The 21249-nt window shown below is 27.3% G+C and carries 24 protein-coding genes; 5 read left to right on the top strand and 19 right to left on the bottom strand.

Features of this window, described 5'->3' with window-relative positions; genetic code table 11:
• Positions 1-276: 276 nt before the first annotated feature.
• The 8 genes from IC218_RS01515 to IC218_RS01480 form a co-directional block, all read right to left on the bottom strand.
• On the bottom strand, positions 277-699 hold the full coding sequence (locus IC218_RS01515; protein ID WP_227823677.1) for a phage baseplate protein: 423 nt from the start codon (positions 697-699) through the stop codon (positions 277-279).
• The gene (locus IC218_RS01510; RefSeq protein WP_227823676.1) at positions 699-3146 is read right to left on the bottom strand and encodes a hypothetical protein; all 2448 of its coding nucleotides are present in this window, start codon (positions 3144-3146) and stop codon (positions 699-701) included. Before IC218_RS01510 ends, IC218_RS01515 begins: the two co-directional genes overlap by 1 nt.
• On the bottom strand, positions 3146-3313 hold the full coding sequence (locus IC218_RS01505) for a hypothetical protein (RefSeq protein ID WP_227434270.1): 168 nt from the start codon (positions 3311-3313) through the stop codon (positions 3146-3148). Before IC218_RS01505 ends, IC218_RS01510 begins: the two co-directional genes overlap by 1 nt.
• Before the next feature lie 26 nt (positions 3314-3339).
• Entirely contained in the window at positions 3340-3786 is a 447-nt protein-coding gene (locus IC218_RS01500; RefSeq protein WP_227823675.1) for a phage tail assembly chaperone, read from the bottom strand.
• A 102-nt stretch (positions 3787-3888) separates the two neighbouring features.
• Entirely contained in the window at positions 3889-4317 is a 429-nt protein-coding gene (locus IC218_RS01495; RefSeq protein ID WP_009896262.1) for a phage tail tube protein, read from the bottom strand.
• Positions 4318-4330: 13 nt separating this feature from the next.
• The gene (locus IC218_RS01490; RefSeq protein ID WP_227823674.1) at positions 4331-5395 is read right to left on the bottom strand and encodes a phage tail sheath subtilisin-like domain-containing protein; all 1065 of its coding nucleotides are present in this window, start codon (positions 5393-5395) and stop codon (positions 4331-4333) included.
• A gap of 4 nt (positions 5396-5399) precedes the next feature.
• Complete coding sequence (locus IC218_RS01485; protein WP_227434267.1) at positions 5400-5843, bottom strand: DUF6838 family protein; 444 nt, start codon at positions 5841-5843, stop codon at positions 5400-5402.
• Positions 5844-6094: 251 nt separating this feature from the next.
• Positions 6095-6535: a hypothetical protein gene (locus IC218_RS01480; RefSeq protein WP_227434266.1), complete on the bottom strand. Its 441-nt coding sequence runs from the start codon at positions 6533-6535 to the stop codon at positions 6095-6097.
• 467 nt (positions 6536-7002) lie between these two features.
• Here IC218_RS01480 and IC218_RS01475 point away from each other — a divergent pair, with 467 nt between their 5' ends.
• The 3 genes from IC218_RS01475 (at position 7003) to IC218_RS01465 (ending at position 9377) form a co-directional block, all read left to right on the top strand.
• Entirely contained in the window at positions 7003-7323 is a 321-nt protein-coding gene (locus IC218_RS01475) for an XRE family transcriptional regulator (protein WP_227434265.1), read from the top strand.
• Positions 7324-7405: 82 nt separating this feature from the next.
• Positions 7406-7912, top strand: coding sequence for an ImmA/IrrE family metallo-endopeptidase (locus IC218_RS01470; protein WP_227434264.1), 507 nt, complete (start codon positions 7406-7408; stop codon positions 7910-7912).
• Positions 7913-8621: 709 nt separating this feature from the next.
• Positions 8622-9377, top strand: a complete 756-nt coding sequence (locus IC218_RS01465; RefSeq protein ID WP_227824254.1) for a peptidylprolyl isomerase — start codon at positions 8622-8624, stop codon at positions 9375-9377.
• A 148-nt stretch (positions 9378-9525) separates the two neighbouring features.
• Here the strand turns inward: IC218_RS01465 and IC218_RS01460 are convergent, their stop codons facing one another.
• The 3 genes from IC218_RS01460 to IC218_RS01450 all read right to left on the bottom strand — a co-directional run bounded on the left by IC218_RS01460 (position 9526) and on the right by IC218_RS01450 (position 11914).
• Positions 9526-9954, bottom strand: a complete 429-nt coding sequence (locus IC218_RS01460; RefSeq protein ID WP_227434263.1) for a CBS domain-containing protein — start codon at positions 9952-9954, stop codon at positions 9526-9528.
• Between the two features lie 422 nt (positions 9955-10376).
• Positions 10377-10577, bottom strand: coding sequence for a cold-shock protein (locus tag IC218_RS01455; RefSeq protein ID WP_227434262.1), 201 nt, complete (start codon positions 10575-10577; stop codon positions 10377-10379).
• 182 nt (positions 10578-10759) lie between these two features.
• Positions 10760-11914 carry an amidase domain-containing protein gene (locus IC218_RS01450; protein WP_227434261.1) on the bottom strand — a complete coding sequence of 385 codons (1155 nt, stop codon included), beginning with the start codon at positions 11912-11914 and terminating at the stop codon, positions 10760-10762.
• A 250-nt stretch (positions 11915-12164) separates the two neighbouring features.
• On the opposite strand from IC218_RS01450, the gene IC218_RS01445 reads away from it, so the two are divergent.
• Positions 12165-12986 (top strand): pyridoxamine kinase, encoded by an 822-nt coding sequence (locus tag IC218_RS01445; protein ID WP_227434260.1) that lies wholly within the window; start codon positions 12165-12167, stop codon positions 12984-12986.
• Positions 12987-13066: 80 nt separating this feature from the next.
• On the opposite strand, the gene IC218_RS01440 is transcribed toward IC218_RS01445, so the two are convergent.
• The 8 genes from IC218_RS01440 to IC218_RS01405 form a co-directional block, all read right to left on the bottom strand.
• Entirely contained in the window at positions 13067-14458 is a 1392-nt protein-coding gene (locus IC218_RS01440) for a sensor histidine kinase (RefSeq protein WP_227823673.1), read from the bottom strand.
• A 137-nt stretch (positions 14459-14595) separates the two neighbouring features.
• Positions 14596-15351 carry a lantibiotic immunity ABC transporter MutG family permease subunit gene (locus IC218_RS01435; RefSeq protein ID WP_227823672.1) on the bottom strand — a complete coding sequence of 252 codons (756 nt, stop codon included), beginning with the start codon at positions 15349-15351 and terminating at the stop codon, positions 14596-14598.
• 1 nt (position 15352) lies between these two features.
• A complete protein-coding gene (locus tag IC218_RS01430; protein WP_227434257.1) occupies positions 15353-16072 on the bottom strand; it encodes a lantibiotic immunity ABC transporter MutE/EpiE family permease subunit in 720 nt (239 codons plus the stop codon).
• Position 16073: 1 nt separating this feature from the next.
• Entirely contained in the window at positions 16074-16781 is a 708-nt protein-coding gene (locus IC218_RS01425) for a lantibiotic protection ABC transporter ATP-binding protein (protein WP_227823671.1), read from the bottom strand.
• 126 nt (positions 16782-16907) lie between these two features.
• On the bottom strand, positions 16908-17438 hold the full coding sequence (locus IC218_RS01420; RefSeq protein ID WP_227823670.1) for a hypothetical protein: 531 nt from the start codon (positions 17436-17438) through the stop codon (positions 16908-16910).
• 101 nt (positions 17439-17539) lie between these two features.
• Entirely contained in the window at positions 17540-18613 is a 1074-nt protein-coding gene (locus IC218_RS01415) for a DUF4097 family beta strand repeat-containing protein (protein WP_227434254.1), read from the bottom strand.
• Positions 18606-19535 (bottom strand): DUF1700 domain-containing protein, encoded by a 930-nt coding sequence (locus IC218_RS01410; protein ID WP_227482261.1) that lies wholly within the window; start codon positions 19533-19535, stop codon positions 18606-18608. The genes IC218_RS01415 and IC218_RS01410 overlap by 8 nt, the downstream gene beginning before the upstream one ends.
• Positions 19522-19854, bottom strand: a complete 333-nt coding sequence (locus IC218_RS01405; RefSeq protein WP_009889116.1) for a PadR family transcriptional regulator — start codon at positions 19852-19854, stop codon at positions 19522-19524. The genes IC218_RS01410 and IC218_RS01405 overlap by 14 nt, the downstream gene beginning before the upstream one ends.
• Positions 19855-20043: 189 nt before the next feature.
• On the opposite strand from IC218_RS01405, the gene IC218_RS01400 reads away from it, so the two are divergent.
• Positions 20044-21174, top strand: a complete 1131-nt coding sequence (locus tag IC218_RS01400) for an MGDG synthase family glycosyltransferase (RefSeq protein WP_227823669.1) — start codon at positions 20044-20046, stop codon at positions 21172-21174.
• The last annotated feature ends 75 nt before the right edge of the window (positions 21175-21249 follow it).

Here is a 21249-nt window from a genome sequence, read left to right as displayed (position 1 = left end):
TAAAAAGCTCTTTCTCATCTACATAAAAACAAATCGTACTAGCTATTGGTATATCTATTTGTTGAAAATTCACATCAAAAGAGGATTGGATTATTGAAAACTCTAGAGTTCTTGATGGAGATTTATAATCACCTGACCAAGAAACTTTATCTACTATATCAGTTATATCATATATACTTCCATTTTTTATGTGTACCCAAATTTTAATAATAAAAAATCACCTGCCTTTTCATTTAACTTTATCAGCAGTTGTTTACAACTTATTATCCATAATAGTTATTTTTTTGGAGTTACCTTTGGTATTTTTATTCTTTTATACTCTTTTAAATCTAATGTAAAATACACATCTCGAGTCCCATCTCTTTCTTCATAGCTAAAACCCTCAATTATGACCTCCATATTTATATTTGTTTCTGTAATTGTAAATCTTAATATAAGCCCTTCATTCATCCATTTTTCAATCTTATTTACACAATCATATGGTGATGGAAAACCTGTATAATCACAAAAAGTATAGTATTTATTTGGAAAAAAACTTGATATTGAAATACTTTTAAGAGCTATACCTCCAAAAGTTGCTATTTCACCTATTTTGAGTATACTAGAAGAGTTTACAGCAGCTTTTCCATTAATACTAAAGGAAGATGGAAATACTGGAAATCTAAATCTATCTTCTGCTTGTCTAAGCCACATTTCCATTATAATACACCTCCTAATTGTGCCATTTTTATACTTGAAACTAATTTTGATGTAATTTTTTCTATATCAGCTTCTTCTCTAATTACTATTGTATCAGCTAACTTGGCTATGCTTATATTTCCACCACTTTTTCCGCTTCTATATTGATTGGCTTCTTGTTTAGTTAGAACCATTTCCCCCTCATGAAGTCTTGTTGGGTAGTCATTATAAGGTACATAGTTTAATCCAAATGCCTTTCCAAACAGTGCACTTATATCAGGATTTGTACCTGAATCATGAGCTAATCCACTGTCCATACCTTCTTCTTCATATTTCTTTCTTCTCTCTGTAATATATTTACCTATTTTAGCAGTTATCGGGCTTTCATTTATAGACTTAACCATCTTCTTCCATGAATCGCAAATTAAATTTATAAAATCAGATAAGTTTTTTAATGCATCAAGAAAAGAATCTAAAAGTGGCTCCAAAAACTTCCATGCTTCTTCTAAAATTGGACCTAATGTTTCCCATACAGTTTTCCATACATTACCCATAGTTTCAATAAAATAATTTATTTGTGGAGCATGCTCTCCTAAAAAGGTAAAAATTCTTGTAATAATTGGACTAACAGCCTCAACTACAGGCCCAATTAGTTGAAATGCTGTAGTTACTATTGTACCAAATATACTTATTAACCCTTGTGCAATTGGTGATTTATTATTTATACTGTCTAGTAAATTATTTACTAAGTTTACTATTGGTAATAATGAATCCATTAGTGCAGTAAAGTCAATATTTTGTAATAGTGTATTTCCTGTATTAACAATTGCTTTTGGAGCATTCCCTATCATTCTTGCTGCACTATTTTCAAAATTTTCTTGTTTATTTTCAGTCATCATTTTACGCTTTTCAACCTCACTAGAAAGTCGAAATTGGGCAGAATCAGGAAGCCCTTTTTTATTTTTCATACTTCTAAATTGCATTTGTTCATCCTTATTACTAGTAATTCCTCTACCATTCACTACATTACCTATCTTTTCGGCCATTCTTTTAGATATACTAGCTAAATTTGATAACCCACTTTCTATAAAAGTTTTTATTTTCTTTATTCCTTGACCTAAAATATCATCGAAAGGTTTAACAATACTCTTCAAACCATTATTAATACTTGTTTGAGCACTTGCTATTATACCTGGTATTGTATTACTCATTTCTTTAGCTAATCCCATCTGCTTTATACTTATACCTTCCAATGCTTCATCAAAAGTTTTATAATTTTCTCCTACCAAAGTATTAAGAGATTCCATATTCCCCTTTGCTGCACTTAAAAAAGCTGCTGATACATCTTGTGTACTACTTGTATCCATATTTAAAGCTCTAACATCTACCATAGCCTGAGTTATATCTTCTTCTTTTTTACCCCCAGTAATATTACTAATCATTTTAGCTTTAGTTCCCATTGCAACAACATCTTCAGGATCAAAAGGTGTATCATTTGCCATATCTACTAAACGATTATAATATTTATCAACATCTTTTTTACTAGTACTCCCAGTATTTCTTTTCATTACACTTTCTAAAACAACTTTCTGATTTTGCTCTTGACCAAGTAAGTCAACACCCTTTTTCACAGCAACACCTATAGTAGCACCATTTGTTAAATCTGATATCTTCCCCTTTATAGAACTAAGTATTCCACTCGCCATATCCTTTAAAGCTATTGCACCTGTCCATACCTTCCCTGCAAACAATCTCAACTTAGGAAATACCTTACTTATAATACTACTTGCCATATCTTTAAGATTAACAATTCCTTGCCAGCTATTTTTAATAAAGTATTTCAATTTTTCCAAGAGATTACTTACAACACCCTTAGCTGTATCCTTTATTTTTATTACAACTGGCCATGCTTTGTCACTAATCTTTTTTAACTTTTCAAGCACTTTACCAAGTACCTTTTTTGCACTTGAATTTTCTATCTTTAACCTTATATTAGAAGCAAGGCTTCTTAGGAAACTTATTTTTGAATTAGCTTTTTCAATCTCTTTAGCTTTAAAATCAAATATTATTATAATTTTGGCATTTGAGTTCAATTCATTTTTCTTTTGAATCAGCTTACTGAAATAATCAATAATCATAGCTATAGTTACTGCTAGTCTCATAATACTTCCATTTAAACTTCCAATCGTTCCTGAAGCAGAATTTATACTAGAACTTAATTTTGTCATAGTAGAACTTGTACTACTAGCAGTAGTCTGAACTTTTCTTAAAGAAGAATTCAAACTATTTAATGTACTACTTGCACTTCCAATAGAATTTTTTATACTACTAGCCATTACATTAGTAGAAAGAGAAACAGCCACAGTTGCTCTTCTAAAAGTATCCGTTACTGATATGATTTGATTCATCTTTGGAGTGTAATTATCTGTAAGATACATATTTATACCTTCTTCTCTTACATTACCCACTATATACCACCTCCTGTCAAAGGACAAACTCCGTATCCATGCTTCATTTTTTCAACTTCCTCTTCAATTTCTAAGGCGAAAAAAGCTTCAATAAGCTTTAATTCGCCTTTATCCATTGCATAAAAAAGGGACGGTCTAATACCTTTTGTCTTCCAATAATAATACATTATTGTAGTTTTGGTATCCGTCCCTATTAGTTTTTTACCTCTTCTATTACTGCATTTTTACCATAACCCATTACATCTTGAAGGATTCTGTATAAATTAGTAATTTCACCTGGTAACAATAGCTTTCTTGCCAATTCCTTTGGAGTTGGAGCCTTAAATTTACTCATTAATTCCTTGTTTTTAAATAAAAGCTTTCCATCTAAATCACAAACACCTTCTATAATTGTAAGCATCTGCATCTCTGGTAAGTCTATATCCGTTTTCATATTTTCATCAATTTTAAGACAAGTATTTTGTATCTCCTCATCTTTACTTATTGTTAAAGCTTTGCACATTACTTTAAATTCCTGATCAAATATACTTGATAATCTCTTAAGTTCAACTACAGTACTTGGTCTTTCTAAATTGTCTGTATCTGCATTTAAAAGTAAGTCTACTATATTTATATTTTTTGATAATCCATTTTCACTCATTATTATCTACTCCTTTATCAATCAATTTCTATTAACTAATTAATTGTCCTTATTAACTAACAGCATTTATTAACTATATATTTACTAAGTATCCAGATAAAACTAAATTATATCAAGGAAGTCATACTCAGTAAATGTGAAAGGAGCCTCTATTTCTCCTTTTACTCCAACTTCCCAATCAGCTAAAGTTAAGTCATCAAAAGCTATATTTTTTACTGCTATTCTTTCTGCTCCATAAGAATCTGGGTCATTTAACTTAGATATAGCTACAAATCTAGGTTCAGAACCTCTTTTTATCTTTTCTCCAATTAACTTATGCATTCTTGAACTGACATGATATAAAGTTATTGAACCTTTCCCTTTATATCCCATATACTTCGTATCAGTTCCCATTTGACCTGCTATTATAATATCTTCTTTTGTAAATTCCATCTTTGCTTGAAATTTCTTTACTTCTGCCACTTTATCTCCATCAAGCCAAAGTTCTCCCCAAGTACCACTCATTACATTTCTAGCTTCCATATTTGCCATATTAATAATCCTCCTATATTTCTATTGATAAATCTATATCTTCCATAGCATCTAGTGCTTTTATTGTTGCTTTTAAAAATACTTTAGAACCAGTATTAGCTTCTTTTATTTCTTGTGAAGTCATATAAGATAAATCTATTCCCTTTAATTTCAAATAAGATTTTTGTGCTTCAAAATCTATTTCAACAGTAGAATTGGACTCTATAAGAGCAGATTTTTCTAGCTCTTCTAAATAACCTTTTATCGATACTATTAATAGGCATTTATTATCGTAACTATTAGTAACTTTTCCTATATAGTCATCTATAATTACCTTTCTTATATCACTATGTATAATATCCAAGGTGTCAACTATCTTGATTTTTTGGAACATCTCTCCTTTTTCTTCAGTTAAATCAGTTAAAGAATTTATTCCTCTAGCAATTCTTATAGCTCCAGCTTCTTTAATAAGGATAAGCTCTCCATTATTAACTTTTGACTCTGCATCAGCTTTAGTGCTTTTAGGTATATCAATAACATCACCAAGCTTAGTATAAGTTATTGATTGACTTAAAGGTGTTCCTGCTATAATACCAGCTATTCTACTCGTAAACTCCTCAGCACTATACTTCTTTGTTCCAACTAATGTATCTTCTGTAGTAAAATTAATTATTCCCTCATGATTTCCTGCAACTTTGCCCAATATCGCTTTAACTTTAACCTTATCTGTATCTCTAAGTTTAATTATCCAGCTTTTGATGACATTCTTATCAGCTTCTATTGCTTTAGGCATACATAAATAATTAAATTCTTTAGTTTCTAAAAAGTCTAAGGCACTTTGAACCTCTTCCTCTCCTCCTAACACATAAACTAGTACTTTATTTGGTGCATTGACATTTCCCATCAAAGCCATATTTATATAGTCTTTATTTTCAGCAGATAAATCAGCTGGTATATCTTCTTTTTCATGTATTTCATTAAATCCTAGTGCTTTGGTATCTTTAAGCACCATTGCAATTATTCCTCTAGCTGAACGCTCTTTAACAGTTGTAGCTAGCTCCTTAAATGATATATTGATACTTGGTAATCCTATAGCCATACTATCACTCTCCTAAGTTTAAATTTATTTCTTCCATATTTTCATATACTTCTTCTTCTTCATATACACTATCAAGAAAGTTTAATGTAATTGAAAAGTTCAATGTATAAATTGACTCCTCTTTTTTAATGCTTTGTTCAATTTTAGCTATATTTAATTTTCTATCTCTTACATTTACAGTTCTATTAAATAGCTTATCAAGTTCATCTGAAACTTCATACATTCTTATATTATTTGATTGTGGTCTTGGTAAATACTTTATAGACATAACAACATCTTTGTTGTTTGTCTTTAACATTATGGGTGTACAAAGAACTGATACCATACTTACAAAAAAACAAGACCCTTCTGAACCTTGCATACTTTCATCATCAATAAAAATACTTTCATCAAAACTTTTTTTAAGTATATCAATAATTGTTTCTAATATTTCTTTGTTTTTAAGCAAATAATCACCACGCTATCACTAAATATTTTTTTACTTAATGTGGCAAACTTCTTATGAGTAGCATAAGTAATTTTTAAAGATACATCTAATTTCTCTATTGTTATGTTCCCTCTATATTTTTAGGTAATATCATGTTTCTCAATTCCTCACCTCCCTCACTATAGATTTCTTTCACAATAACATTATCTCATGTATTTCAGTGGGTGTTGTTGCTATAGTGTGTATAAAGTGTTGTAAAAGTGTTATGTTTTTTATAATATTTCACTTAATTTACAAATCATCTTTTTCTTTAAGTTGTAGCAAGAAGTTCTATCTAAATGCAATTTCATAGAAATATAGGTCATATTATTTTTAGTCTTACTATTATAAAAGAGATTAAAAAATTCCATCTCCATATCATTTAGACAAGTTAGAGCATTTTCTATTTTTTCCTTTTCTATTTCTATATCATCTTTTTCCATTTTTAATTTTCTTAATCTCTCCTCTTTTTTTATAACTTCATTTTCAACAGAAGAACTTATATTATATGTAGTACTAGTTTTTTCAGTATAAACTACAGCTCCACATCCAAAGTATTCATTTTCACATCTTTTTATATCTAGGTTAATATTCTTTATCTTTACATCCAAATACTTGTAATTATGTAATCTTTCATCTACTTCCTTAAGTAATATATCTTTTTTATTATCCATTGTATTTCTCCTTTTTATATTTTATTGTCTTTAGCCTTAACTTTATAATGATAGTTTCTAATCAATAGCCTTATTGCAAGTTCCACAAACTTTAAAGAACATTTTGTTCTATATATATTCAAAAAATTTTATTCATATTTTGTTCTGAAATAACAGAATTTTTTATGCAAAATGAATCATAACTTTTTATGTCTATTTCTACTCTTGATATATAATTATTTGTAATTCCCGCTTTCTCCAAATTTAGTTTGCGACAACCTTATAGATTCTCTGTAACCTTTTAAATTATTTTTAAACATACTTTTCTCCTCCTAGTATAATTAAGAATATTTTGTTCTTATCTATATTCATTATATAGAATTATTTGTTCTTTATCAATACTTTTTAGAAAAAATCATTCTTTTTTCTTTTATTAGTTTTAATTTTTAGAACAATTTGTTATAATTTATACATAAGGTGGTGTTATAATGTTTGCCAAAAGATTAAGAGAACTTAGAAAGGAATTTGGATTTACTCAAAGAGAACTTGGTGAAAAAGTAGGAGTTTCTCAAAGAGTTTTAGGATACTATGAAACAGAAAACAGATTTCCTGATGAACATATTTTAAATAAATTGGCTGATGTATTTAATGTATCAGTTGATTACCTTCTTGGAAGAACCTTGGTTAAGGAAAATATTGACACTGTTGCGGCACATAGAAAAAATCCACATGAAGACTTACCTGAAGAAGCTCAAGAACAACTTAATGATTATATAGAATTTTTACTAAATAAATATAAAAAAAAATAAACTATATAATGAGCAGATTTATTTCTCTGCTCTTTTAATATAACTTTTCATCAAACATACATTCTATATTAGGGGGATTTTTATGAATAATTTGGATAAACTTTTTGAATTAGCTTCTCAGGAAGAGATAATAATTCATTATACCACTCATATTGCAGGTGACTTAGAAGGATTATATATAAACAGGCATGGTATAAAAGTTATATCATTACTCAGTAACTTAAAACAAAATACCAATAAACTTACATCCATATTAGCAGAGGAACTTGGACATCATTTCACTAGTTTTGGATACTATATATCCTCTTATAATGATTATTACACAAAAATCATTATAGATAAATGTGAAAATAAAGCTTTAAAATGGGCTTGTGAATTTTTAATTACAGAAGAAGATATAATAAATATAATTAATTCTGGTATTACTTGTGTTTATGAAATGGCTGATATGCTTAATGTAGATATCAAATTTTTTCAAAAAAGATTGGAATTCTTATCATTAAAAAAACAAACTTTACCACTTGGTAATAATAAATATCTTGTATTAACTAATTTGCCATATTTCTACATATTTGATCCAATTTCATAATAAAATGGTAGTAATTTTAATTGACTTAATAGCAAAAATCTATATATTTATTTTAGCAAATTTTGGTTTCTATAAACTCAATATTAATATATAATAATGATAGCACATTATTTAAAATTCTAAAAACAAATACATGCTTTTTTAAGAAAGGTTGTTTGATGAATGTATAAAGAAAAGTTTTTTGATAATTATTTTAAGTTCTTAGCACTATTTTTTTGGCCAATTATGTGGTATAAGTGGATAGTAATTTCAAATGGTACTCTTGAAAATACATTATTTACTGCTTATACAATTGTTGCAATTATTTACATCATTTTATACTCAATATTTATAATAAAATATAAAGACATTACACAAATAGATTTCTTTTACAGGATAAGCACTTTACTTGCATTTATATTTACTCTTTTTAGTTTCTTGATATATCCAAAGAGTTTATTTTTCTTGTATCTAAAGATAGTTTTTACTGGAATATATTTTTATTATTCAATAGTAAAAACACTTAAATTTAAACATGAAGAAGGAATAGTGGGAATTATGGCCTCAATTCTATTGATTGTAATCACCTTGTTCTATTAAATCTAAGTCTATTTGACTTAATATGACTTTAAATGTTAGACATATACATCGTTTTCTGATATTATTTAAGTTGGTAGCTTTATATTAATAATGAAATACACTATAAAAGGAGTTAACTATTATGGAAAATATGGAAAAAAAAGTTTTAGTAACAGTTGGAGAAAAAGAGATAACTAATATTGATATTGAAAATGCATTAAAATCATTAGATCCTTATCAAGCAATGCAATTTAAAACTGAAGAAGGAAAAAAACATTTATTAAATGATTTAGTAAACCAAGAACTATTCTTCTTAGATGCTAAGGACGAAAAATTAGATGAAGAAGAAGTGTTTAAGTTAGAAATGAAAAAAATAGAAGCAAATGTATTAAAGCAATTTGCTATAAATAAAGTTTTATCTAGTGTTGATGTAACAGAAGATGAAAAAGTAAAATTCTTTGAAGCTAATAAGAGTTCTTTTTCTAAACCAGAAAGTGCAACTGCTAAACATATACTAGTAGATAGTGATGAAAAAGCTAAAGAAATACTTGCTCAAATAAAATCAGAAGAAATATCTTTTGAAGAGGCTGCTGTTAAACATTCTTCTTGCCCATCTAAAGATATGGGTGGTGATTTAGGAACATTCGGTAGAGGACAAATGGTTCCTGAGTTTGAAGAAGCTGTATTCTCTATGGCTAAAGGTGAAGTAAGTGAACCAGTTAAAACTCAATTTGGATACCATATAATAAAGTTAGAAGACCTTCAAGAAAGTACAGAATCTACATTTGATGAAGTTAAAGATGAAGTTGAAAAAAGTTTATTATACCAAAAACAAAATGAAGTTTATGGAAATAAAATAAATTCTCTTAATGCTAAATATGGAAATCTTGTAAAATACAACGACTAATAATAAAACAACAGATAAAAAAGGCTGTCTTATCTATAATTTTTAGAAAAGACAGCTTTTATATTAAAGTTTAAGAATTTAATTTCATATTATTATTCTTTTATTACAAAGAATAGAAGTAGAAACTTGAAAAGTTTCAAAAAATTTTCTAATTATCATCTGCTAAATTTTTATATCCACGTATTATCTCATAACAATAACCTATTACATCTCTTCTTTTTATTATCCCAATAAATGTATCTTGGTCATCTATAACAGGAATAAAATTTTGATTTAAAGATTTTATTACTAAATCTTCAATATCTGCATTGATGGAAACAGGAGAATTATCCATTTTTCTATTTATATCTGTTACTGGAACATCTTCCAATCCTTTTAGGTCCAGATTTAAGTCGTTTTTTAATGTCCATAAAAAATCACCTTCTGTTATAGTTCCAATATATTTACCCTCTTTGCTTATTATTGGAATTGCAGAGTATTTGTGATATTCCATTTTTTCTAGGGCTTGCCTTATAGTGTAGTCTTCATATATATATGCTACTTCACTTTTTGGTGTTAGAAAGAATAATATGTTCATTACACTACCCACCGTTACCGAAAACTTATAAATATTATCCAATATTTATAATGTTACTTTTTTGCAGTAACTTTCTCCTTTCTCATTTTCTAAGTATTTTTTAGATACTATACGCTGTAACAAGCGTTTTTCTTTTAATAGCTTTAAATGTCTATACTTTATTAATATTTTTATATGGTCTATCAGCGTCACTTATTCTTTTTATAGAAAATTAACTAGAGGTTAATTGACTTAAACTTAGCCATAATAATTTTACTCTACACTATTAATTTTAACATATTTATCTTATTATTAATGCCTTTATTTTAATAATTTTAATTTATTTTGCAATTAATTTAGTTTACAAAAAACTGAAAAAACCGCTAAACGATTAGCGGCTTATCTGTCATATTACTAGAATACTAATATATATGAATTTTTAATTATAATCTAACTACGTTAGCAGCTTGAGGACCTTTAGCTCCATCCACTACTTCGAATTCAACACTTTGTCCTTCTTCTAATGATTTGTATCCATCTCCTGTTATAGCTGAGAAATGTACGAAAACATCTCCTTCACCTTCTACAGATATAAATCCAAATCCTTTTTCATTGTTAAACCATTTAACTACACCAGTTTTCATTAATAAATCCTCCTAAAAAAACACAATTATTTAGCTACTCTTTTCTGTAACCTTATTACTACTTTATCATATATAGCTATGTTTGTCAATTATTATTATTTTTATACATTAACAATCATTTTTTTTAATTTATAATATTAAATCATTGTTATCTTTTATACTTTATTTTTCTTTATAAATTTTTAATAGTTTATTTTTATTATATGGAATCTTATAGATTTATCACTCCAACCTAAATCCCATGGCACAAGCATTCTATCAGTATTATGACAGGTTACCAAAGGATATCCTCTTGAATCCAATCCCGTTACAGTCGAAACATGTGTTATTCTACCTTTTTTTTCATATCCTACAAAATCTCCAGGACGTAGATTATAAGCTTCTTTGTAAACATCTTCGTAAGAACCTTTAGCTATTAATGAACCTCTTCCACTATAGAGAGCATAATTTTTAAAAGCTTGCGCATTTACCCATGCTTTTGTTCCTGCTCTTTCACTATAATTCCAGATTGAATTTTTCTTAAACTTTCCACTTTCAAACATTATCTGTGATGCAAAGTTGGCACAATCTCCACCTTCTGGATTATAATCTCTATAATTTGGATTAAACTTCATACCATGTTCTTCATCTGCTGCTGCTCCACAGTATTTATGTGCATAATCTATAGCCTTCTTTTGCTCTTCTGTAAGCTGTAACTCTACAGCATTTTGTTGACCAATATAGCTTCTTATATCATCAGATTTTATATTTTCTAAATTTAAAGAATCTGCAAAAGGGTCTGTATACCACTCTTTAGTTATTACATATTGATTATCTATGATTTTTACATTTAGATAGTGATATGTACCTATTCTAAATACATTTTCTTTGTCCTTTTGATTTTCATATGAGTACTTATACTCAGTTGATACAGAACATATTATGCCATATAAGTCTTTTTCTTTTTCTTTTATTTTTTTAACTTTGACTCTTGTCTTTATGTCTTTAAACTTTACACCTTGTTTACTAGACCAATTTTCTAAATACTTCATCTTTTTTACTTCATTTTCATAAGCCCAAAGACCAAACTTTTTTTCTGTTTCATAAAGACCTTTTAAAATATTTTCATTTTTCTCTAATATTGCCTTATTTCTGTAGTCAAATAAATTTTCAAGCAATAACTTATACTGGTCTTTTACATCATCACCTTCAACAGTAGCAGATTCTATAACTTTTTCTTTCATATTTTTCATACTTAAATCATTAATTAAAAATACACCTGCTGTAGTAGCTAAAGATAAAAATACAAATGCCATTATACCTTTGATGTACTTATTTTTATTTTTCAGTATTTTCAAAGCTACACCTCCCAAATAGTACACCTTACGAATAAATTCACAAAAAAGCTATTATTATATACAATAATTTTCATATTTAATAATTCTCTATCTTATTATGTCCAATATTAAAAATTAATTGTATTGATACACTGTTTTTTTTACAAATTTTTATTTTATAATCTACTTTTTTCTTTTTTTTATAGTAATATATATGTATATAAATATTTTGATATCATTATGATTAATACATACTAATGGAGGGTTTTTTATGCAAAAAAAAGTCGCAGCAATTAATGACTTATCTGGAATAGGAAAATGTTCATTATCAGTTGCTATACCTATACTTTCAGCATTAAAGGTTCAATGTTGTCCATTTCCAACAGCTATACTTTCAAGTCAAACTGGTTATCCTGAGTTTACATTTTTAGATTGCACTGATGAGATGGTAAAATATTCAACTGTTTGGAAAAATTTAAAAGTCAACTTTGATAGTATATATAGTGGTTTTTTAGGTTCAAAACATCAAATTGAAATAGTGGCAAACTTTATAAATGATTATCCAAATGCTTTTATCGTAGTTGACCCTGTAATGGGCGATAATGGAATTATGTATCCAATCTTTACAGAAGAAATGAGACATGAAATTAAAGAATTAGTTAGACATTCAGATTTAACTACTCCTAATTTAACAGAAGCTTGTTTCTTAACTGGAAATGACTATACAAAAAAGGATTATAATAGAGATGAACTTATAAATATTGCAAAGTCTGTATCTTCTTTAGGACCTAGTAAAGTTGTAATCACAGGTATATTAGAAGATGATAATATATTAAATTTAGCTTATGATAGAGATACTGACCATATATTCTTTACTTCTGTTAAATACAATAACTGTTCTTATAGTGGAACTGGAGATATATTTACATCTATACTTTGTGGTATGCTAGTGAATAACCATGACTTAGGAATAGCTGTTAATACTGCAACAGATTTTATATATAAAACGATAAATTATACGTCTCAATTTGACACTGATAGAAATGATGGAGTGATGTTCGAAAACTTTTTATCAGATTTAATTAATATATAAAATTAACCACAAAAATTATCCATTTTACAAATACCTACCAAGTATATAAAATTTAGGTATTTATAAAATGGATATAAGTATTAAATTATTGGTATTTCAATTGTTATCATTGCTCCACTAGTTTTTATAGAATTTTCAACATTTAAATTACCATTATGTTTTTGTATAATAGTATTTGCAATGTATAGACCCATACCATAATGAGATTTAGAGTTCCTACTCGAATCGCCTGTATAAAACTGTTCTGTAGCTTTTGATAAATCTTCCTTAGAAAAACCTCTTCCACAATCTGTAATTACAAATTTTAAATATCTTTGATTTACTAATACATCAAAATATAACTTACTTTGATTTGTTGAATAATCAATAGCATTTGAAATTATATTCATAATAGCTCTAAATAATAATTCTCTATCTATTGTTATATTCTTAGGTAAATCATCTTGCTTATAAAATTCCACATCTAAACTTTTTGTACTGGCCAGTGCTTCTATTTGCACCAAAACATCCTCTATAAATTTATCAATATTAATACTTTCTTTATTAATTGTATAACCTTTATCTGCTTTAGATATGTATATTAGAGTGTTAATATATTTTTCTATCTGAGTAACACCATTTGCTATATATTCCATATATTCTGATAGCTCAGGATTGTCATTTATTTCAATCAATAAGTCCGCATTTCCATGTATAATGGTTAATGGGGTCTTTATATCATGTGCTAATGCAGATATCTGTTCTTTTCGAGTTTCTTCCAGTCTCCACTGCTTTTCTAGAGAATCTTTTAATGCTAGCTTCATTTTTTCTATAGAAAAGAGAACATTATCAATTTCATAAATATCACTAGATTCTATTGTAAAATCTAAATCTTGCTGTTGTATTTTTTCTGTAGCATTTTTCAAAAGGTCCATTTTTGCATTAATTTTTTTACCAAAAGATTTTGATAGTATAACCATTTCAATAAAAAATGCTACAACAAAAATAATTATCCCTAATACTTCTGGCTTTGGCAAATATTTTCTTAAAGCTGGAGAATTGAATTCTGATACTATATCATATCTTATTATACATACTTCATTTTGTCTAAAAAGTTTTATATAATTGTCTGACGAATGTCCACTTTTTACTTCAATACCTTTCATTAAATTCCAGGTTTTTTTTGCTTCTTTATTATTAAAAGTTCCCGAAGTCAATTTACCATCTAAAGTGTAGATTCCATAGTCACAAAAATCTGGTATTATATCTTTAGTTACTTTTTCACTTGAAATAATTTCATCTTTATATTTGTAGATTTGCTTTTCTGTATAATTGGATGGCAACACTACTCCTAATGATAATAACACAGAAAACAAAAATACTAAAAGAACTCCCAAAGTAATTGTTGTAACAAAGAATACAGACAAATATCTTACAAAAATAGTTCTTAACTTTACAACTTTTTTATTATTAGACTTTTTTTTCCGAAACATTCGTATCATATCCTCCAAACAGTTTAATTAACAACTAAGCAACTATGTATCTGATTATTTTTATCTTTTTTATGCTATCAAATTATACTATAATATAATATAATAATACAAATAATCTAAATAAACAATTAATTATTTTATTCTTCAGATTTCTTACCTTCCCATTTAGAAAACCAAATACATAAAATTACAAATGCAAAAATAGTTGCAAAGCCACAAATTAAACCTATTGACTGAAACTCTTGAATTGATTCAATTTCTTTAGAACTTGAAAAAGATGCCCAAACACTTACAAATCTAACACCCCATGCACAAGGAATATACTGCCATATACCATCTCCTAGTCCAGTTAGTAATAGTGCTGAAAGTAAAGTCTCCACTATACCTACTCCAATTGATGTTCCTTTTCCAAATCTCAAACTTAAGAATAAATGTAATATATATTCAAATAGATTACTTCCTGCTAAAATTAAAATTGAAATCATATAAAAACTTAGTGTAAAATGATTATTATTAAAAATAGTATCTATACCAAATTCAAAACCTAACACAGAAACTAATGTTGCTCCAAAACCAAGGCATATTAAAATTACATATTTACTTATAATTGTAAGGTATTTTGGATTAGATGATGTTAGTATATGCTTATAATTTCCTGAGTAATATTCTTGTTCAACGCACATTGAACACATAATACTTGATAATAAAGGAAAAGCTATAGCTATAACTTGTAAATATGCTCCTATCTTTGATATACTATCATAACCTGAAATATTGTAATATCCTAAAAATAAGCCTATTCCTACTAATGCAATACAAAAGTGTATTAGTACTATGTAAGTTCTTTTTAGTTTTATCAAGTCAGAATTAAATAGTCTTATTAGTTGTGCCATATTATTTCACCTCTCTATTTTTAAACCAAGCACTTGTAGCTAAAGTAAATAATATAAATAAGGCAATAGATATTAATATCCCTGGTAAAATGACATTAGTGCTTAAAAGTTCATTTCCTTCTGGTACAGGAAGTCCATTTGGTAAAATATGCAATATTGCAGCCATTAATCTTGATGGAATTGAATATGGAAATAAGCACCATGAACTTGTAGTTGAAAAAACAGCTACTCCAAATACAGTGAAAAACATATTTATTAAAACTGTAATAAACAAACCAAATTTTGAGGCTAAAAACATACAAAGTGGAATTTGCCACATAAATAGTAAGATAAGTACTATAGTTCCAATAATATTTTGATTTATTAAAATAGTTTTCTTATAAACTACTCCAATAAAAACTATCCCTATCATGAAAATAATTGAAGATATACAAAGTATAATGGTACAATAAAGTATTTTTCCAGTCCAGATATTTTTTTTGTCAACTGGCAATGACAATACACCTCGATACTTCTTTTTTTCATCTTTTTGTACTACTAAAGAACAAATCAAAGTTATTGCTCCTGGAAGAAACATAGTATACCACCAATTGTAAGCACCATTTTGTCCTCCACCTAGTCCAAAGCAGATAAGTATAGAAAATATTGGGGCTATCCAAGACAATCTCATTCCAAAAGTTCCTTTCATCTTTAGGAATTCTGCTCTAACAAATCTTTCCATGTTACTTACCTCTCTTTCTATTTTCAGCTACAACTTTCATAAAAAGTTCTTCTAAATTTTGTTCCCTTGATACTTCTCCTTGATACCCTATTACTCCATTAGAAATTATTCCAATTTCATCTACAACTTGCTCAACCTCAGATAAAATATGACTTGATAAAATAACTGTAATTCCTTGTTTTGGAAAAGAACGAATCAGTTCTCTAAGTTCCTCAATTCCAATAGGGTCAAGTCCATTTGTAGGCTCATCTAAGATTAAAAGTTTTGGGTGATTTAATAATGCAATAGCAATACCAAGACGTTGCTTCATACCCAGAGAAAACTGACCTGAACGCTTTTTAAAAGTATCTCTTAAATCAACAATCCCTAAAACTTCTTCAATGCGAGAGTCAGGAATACCAAGTAATGTAGTATGAACTTTTAAATTTTCTCTTGCTGTTAAATTCTCATATATAGCAGGTGATTCAATAAGAGACCCAATGTTTGCTAAATCTTTTCTAGTCCATCTATGACCTTCAAATAATATCTTCCCAGAAGTGGGGTTTAAGATTCCTGTTATCATTTTTAATAAAGTGGATTTCCCAGCTCCATTCGGCCCTAATAATCCATAAATAGAATTATGTTTAATTGCAATTGAAATATTATCAACTGCAACCTGCTCCTTAAACTTTTTAGAAACTCCTTTTACTTCCAAAATATAATTACTCATAATTTTCATCCTTTCTTTTGTCAAACTTATTTACAAGAATCATTCTAAATCATAAATATAAGGATTTTATAAGAATTAAAAAATTATAAAAAAAATGATGTGCTTTTAAATAAAACACATCATTTCTTATGTTAACTCTATTAATTCTCCATTGTAGTATATCTCTACTTCTTCAATCCAAATACTATTATCATCTTCTTGAATGACATTTTTGATAATATTATTTATAGTATATATTATATTTTGTTCATTTAAATAATCATCTTTCCAAGAAACTCTCCCCTTTTCATCAGGTTCAACTAAGTTTATCTTAACTAGACTATCTTTTTCCTGAACTTCTACTTCCATATCTAAACCATTAAAATACTCATGTGATAAAGTATCTAAGATTAACTGTAGTTTTTCTTTTAATGTACTTTCTTCATCTATTTGTAAGTATTTTACTATCTTTTCATCCTTTGAAACTATCTCTATAGGTATTTTAGCTGTTCTTCTAGGATTAATTGTATCAGTTTCTTCTTTGATATCTTCACCTTTCTTTACAACTGCAGAATCTCTAGAATCAACCAATTCTACTTTGTCAACTTTATAATCCATACATGCTGTACTCAATAAAGTAGTAGCAATTATTAAAAAACTTACTGCTATTTTATTCATAAGTATCCCTCTCCCAATTCTATTTCGATACTTATTATACCATAGTATAGACTATATTTTTATACTTTTAGGTCAATTTATTAATTATAGTAATGAATTATTTACATTTCTAATTTATTTGAATTTATTTTTATAGTATACTCTTGTTCTAAATTCGACAAGTTTTCATTTAAAAGCCCTTTTATTTCTCTTATATTTTTATATGCGTTATGATTTTCTTCACTGTGTTCATATTCAATTGAACTATCATTGTATTCTTCTGACTCATCATTAATTTCTTCTATTCTTTCTTTAGATTTTATATCGCAATTAAACTTATACTTATTTACTGGTAGACTAAGACTTACTTTAGAATTTGGAACCTCTATATCTAAATTTTTAGCAATTGGAAAATCACAATATATGCTAAAGTTGTTATCGTAATGTGAATTTCTACCTATTTTTTCTTTTATATTTATATTTTCAGGTATATATTGTTCTACATTATTGACAAATATGTCTTCATATTCTGAAGATATATCTAATGATTCTGTTTCTATATTTACGTTTTTAACACCTAAGACTGATTTTGTAGATAATTCAAGATTATTGCTAGATATTAAGTTTAATGTATCTAGCTTATTTATATTATTTTCAGTTATAACTCTCTCAAATCTTCCATAAGAAGTCTTATATGTTATATTGCTTGAAGCTACATTATCATATACTAATAAAGATGAATCTACACTTGATACATTTATATCTACATTATTTGGTACATAGATTACTATTTCCCTATAATCTCCTGAAAACATATTATTTATAGATGTATTGAATAATTGGTCAAAATTTTTAATTTTTTTAACACGATTTTCATATTTTCTTTCACCTTTTACAACTAATGTCTTATCCTTTAAAGTTACATTATATTTGTAAAATTCATTGTTTCCTCTTGTTGTCACACGTACATCTTCACTTGAATGTCTCTTTATCGTAACATTTATATTGCCAACAGATACATCTAACTTGTCAATATTTACTTTTTCTTGATAAAGTTTATTTTCCTTTTTGAATTCAGCTTCTTTTTCGAGTCCAAAGTTTATTAAGCTTGGCATAACTAAAATCCCTGACCATGTTGTTCCAATTATACCTATTACCAATAAAACCGCAGCAAATATGGCAAGTTTCTTATTCATGTTTATCTTCTCCTTTCTTATCATCTATTTCTTCAAAATCTTTATACATTGCCTCAAAATTTATACTATCATCGTTGTAATTATCAGATTCCTTTATATTCTCTTCTTTTTCTATATTACAATAATCATCATATAAATCTTCATTACTATCTTTATTTAAATCTTTCTCACTTAAAGTATCCTTATTTCTTTTTTCCATCTTTTTATTTGCATTTATATAAATGTTTTTTCTCTTTATCCAATTTATATAACTGCCTAACAATTGTTTACCTAACTTTATAACAAACAGTAAAATTTGCCATGCCAGTATCTCTAAACCTATAAATGCTATAGTCGCAAATATACAAAACATTGTAACATCTGGAACCATTGAAATAAATTTAATCACAAATGGAATTGATATGACAAAAGCAATCAATGTACATACTAACCCAATAGCAACTGAAATAATAGCACATACAAATGCAAATGCTGGAATAATCAATAATAAGGATAAAAATACTAATAAAATCTTTATAGCTTCTCTAGATACTCCTCCGACACCTTCTTCTATACTTGGAGTAAGCTTATCATTTACTCTTTCTTTCGATTTATTGTACTTTTCTTTAGCTTCATCTTTTAAAATAGAATAACCCTTTTTCATATCTAACTTGAATTTACTAAACTTATCATTTAAAATATCTGTGTTTATTATTTTTTCATCTTCAATGTTTTTTTCTTTTGTCTGTAGAATAAGTTCTCTTGCTATAGATTTTGGTGAACCAAGTGATGCTATTATTTCCATATCACTCTTTCCCTCTATAATCCCATCTACAAAATATTCTTCATAATCTCTCAATATATCATTAACTTCGCTCTCAGAAAAATCCTTTTTTAGATAATCCTTTAAAATTTCCAGAAACTCAGTTTTATTCAAGTTCATTACCTCCCTCATCTTCACTTATTAAAATCTCAACAGCTTTTACAAATTCTCTCCACTCTTCCATCAGATTGGATAAGTTTTCTTTTCCTAGTGAAGTTATTCTATAGTATTTTCTAGCAGGACCCTCATTAGATTCTAGTATATATGTTTCAAAATACAAATCTTTTGTCAGTCTTCTTAGAATAGGATATATCGTTCCTTCATTTACATCTATTACTTTGGAAATATTATGTACTATTTCATATCCATACATATCTTTTTTAGATATTAGAGCAAGTACACAAATTTCTAAGACACCCTTTCTAAATTGTGTGTTCATATACTCCATCCTTTCTTTAAATACACAGTATTGTGTTTTACAAGGTACTATGTTAAAACTTCTTATGCTTTTATAATAACACAGTACTATGTTTTACACAATAGTTATTTTTTAATATTATTATTGATTAAATTCTTATGTAAATGTATAATACTCTAATCAGATATATTTTATGAAAGTGGTGATAAATTGTCTAAAACAAAAGAAGATAAAACTATATTAATCTTAACAGCTCAATTTGGTGCTGGTCATATAAGTGCTGCAAAAGCAGTTAAAGAATGTATCATGGAAAAATATAGTAATTACAATGTTGTTATACAAAACTTTATAAATGCAAGTATACCTATGATGAATAAGCCTATGGTGAAGCTTTATGAAAACAATACAAAATATACTCCTGGATTATATAATTATTATTATTATTTTAAGAAATCGTTTGACTCAAGACATGATTTCTCTCATAAATTATATACACCTAAACTTTCTGAGTATATTTCTGATATAAATCCAGATTTGATTATCTCTACATTTCCACTAGCTGCTGCTTGTGTAAATAATTTCAAGATAAAAAACCCTGATATAAATATACCAACATTGACAGTTATCACAGATGTTGTAGACAGTATGGAATGGGTTTTTGAAAATACAGATTTATATTTTGTTCCATCTCCAGAGATAAAAAATAGATTTTTTCAAAAAGGAATAAATCCAGATTCCATAAAGGTTACTGGTGTTCCTGTAGATAAGAGATTCCAGATTGAAAGTAAAGAACCTTGTTGTGGAAAATATAGGCTATTGCTTTTGGGTGGAGGAAGAGGTCTATTTGATATAGATGAGGATTTTATGCATTGGATAGATGACTTCATTGAAGAACATATTAATTCCATAGAGATTACAATAGTTACAGGTAAAAATAAAAAACTATATGATAATTTAACTCATAAAAAACCTCTAAAAAATATAAAAGTACTTGGATTTGTAAATGATATGTACAATCTGATAAAAGAATGTGACTTAATGTTGACTAAACCTGGAGGAGCAACTATATTTGAAGCAATCCAGTCTCAAACTCCAGTACTTGTTAAAATGCCAAAAGTTGGTCAAGAAATTGAAAATGCTAAATTTATAATAGATAAAGGACTTGGAATGATTTATAGTGATGACTTAGACCTAAAAAATATATTTTATAAGTTAGTATCAAATGAGTTTGATTCTATAATAAATTTTATGAAAAAGAATCTAGAAGAATTTAAAACAGTCATTCATCCAGATGAAATTGCTGATTATATATCAGAATTAATAGATAATCAATATAATTAATTTTATTGTAAAACTTAAAATCCAAAATTCAAGGCAATTGAGTATGGTTTTTACATTTGAGATTTAACTCAAAAT

The sequence above is a fragment of the Clostridioides sp. ES-S-0005-03 genome, assembly GCF_020658455.1.
Lineage (GTDB): Bacteria > Bacillota > Clostridia > Peptostreptococcales > Peptostreptococcaceae > Clostridioides.
This window is presented reverse-complemented; position numbering and strand designations above follow the sequence as displayed.

Excerpts from the sequence above, each read along its gene's own strand:
- IC218_RS01405 (WP_009889116.1), bottom strand. The coding sequence starts at position 19,854 with ATGAACACACAATTTAGAAAGGGTGTCTTAGAAATTTGTGTACTTGCT.
- IC218_RS01430 (WP_227434257.1), bottom strand. The coding sequence starts at position 16,072 with ATGGAAAGATTTGTTAGAGCAGAATTCCTAAAGATGAAAGGAACTTTT.
- IC218_RS01410 (WP_227482261.1), bottom strand. The coding sequence starts at position 19,535 with ATGAACTTGAATAAAACTGAGTTTCTGGAAATTTTAAAGGATTATCTA.
- IC218_RS01470 (WP_227434264.1), top strand. The coding sequence starts at position 7,406 with ATGAATAATTTGGATAAACTTTTTGAATTAGCTTCTCAGGAAGAGATA.
- IC218_RS01500 (WP_227823675.1), bottom strand. The coding sequence starts at position 3,786 with ATGAGTGAAAATGGATTATCAAAAAATATAAATATAGTAGACTTACTT.
- IC218_RS01445 (WP_227434260.1), top strand. The coding sequence starts at position 12,165 with ATGCAAAAAAAAGTCGCAGCAATTAATGACTTATCTGGAATAGGAAAA.
- IC218_RS01415 (WP_227434254.1), bottom strand. The coding sequence starts at position 18,613 with ATGAATAAGAAACTTGCCATATTTGCTGCGGTTTTATTGGTAATAGGT.
- IC218_RS01435 (WP_227823672.1), bottom strand. The coding sequence starts at position 15,351 with ATGGCACAACTAATAAGACTATTTAATTCTGACTTGATAAAACTAAAA.
- IC218_RS01440 (WP_227823673.1), bottom strand. The coding sequence starts at position 14,458 with ATGTTTCGGAAAAAAAAGTCTAATAATAAAAAAGTTGTAAAGTTAAGA.
- IC218_RS01475 (WP_227434265.1), top strand. The coding sequence starts at position 7,003 with ATGTTTGCCAAAAGATTAAGAGAACTTAGAAAGGAATTTGGATTTACT.
- IC218_RS01495 (WP_009896262.1), bottom strand. The coding sequence starts at position 4,317 with ATGGCAAATATGGAAGCTAGAAATGTAATGAGTGGTACTTGGGGAGAA.
- IC218_RS01460 (WP_227434263.1), bottom strand. The coding sequence starts at position 9,954 with ATGAACATATTATTCTTTCTAACACCAAAAAGTGAAGTAGCATATATA.
- IC218_RS01455 (WP_227434262.1), bottom strand. The coding sequence starts at position 10,577 with ATGAAAACTGGTGTAGTTAAATGGTTTAACAATGAAAAAGGATTTGGA.
- IC218_RS01465 (WP_227824254.1), top strand. The coding sequence starts at position 8,622 with ATGGAAAAAAAAGTTTTAGTAACAGTTGGAGAAAAAGAGATAACTAAT.
- IC218_RS01490 (WP_227823674.1), bottom strand. The coding sequence starts at position 5,395 with ATGGCTATAGGATTACCAAGTATCAATATATCATTTAAGGAGCTAGCT.
- IC218_RS01420 (WP_227823670.1), bottom strand. The coding sequence starts at position 17,438 with ATGAATAAAATAGCAGTAAGTTTTTTAATAATTGCTACTACTTTATTG.
- IC218_RS01425 (WP_227823671.1), bottom strand. The coding sequence starts at position 16,781 with ATGAGTAATTATATTTTGGAAGTAAAAGGAGTTTCTAAAAAGTTTAAG.
- IC218_RS01515 (WP_227823677.1), bottom strand. The coding sequence starts at position 699 with ATGGAAATGTGGCTTAGACAAGCAGAAGATAGATTTAGATTTCCAGTA.
- IC218_RS01480 (WP_227434266.1), bottom strand. The coding sequence starts at position 6,535 with ATGGATAATAAAAAAGATATATTACTTAAGGAAGTAGATGAAAGATTA.
- IC218_RS01505 (WP_227434270.1), bottom strand. The coding sequence starts at position 3,313 with ATGTATTATTATTGGAAGACAAAAGGTATTAGACCGTCCCTTTTTTAT.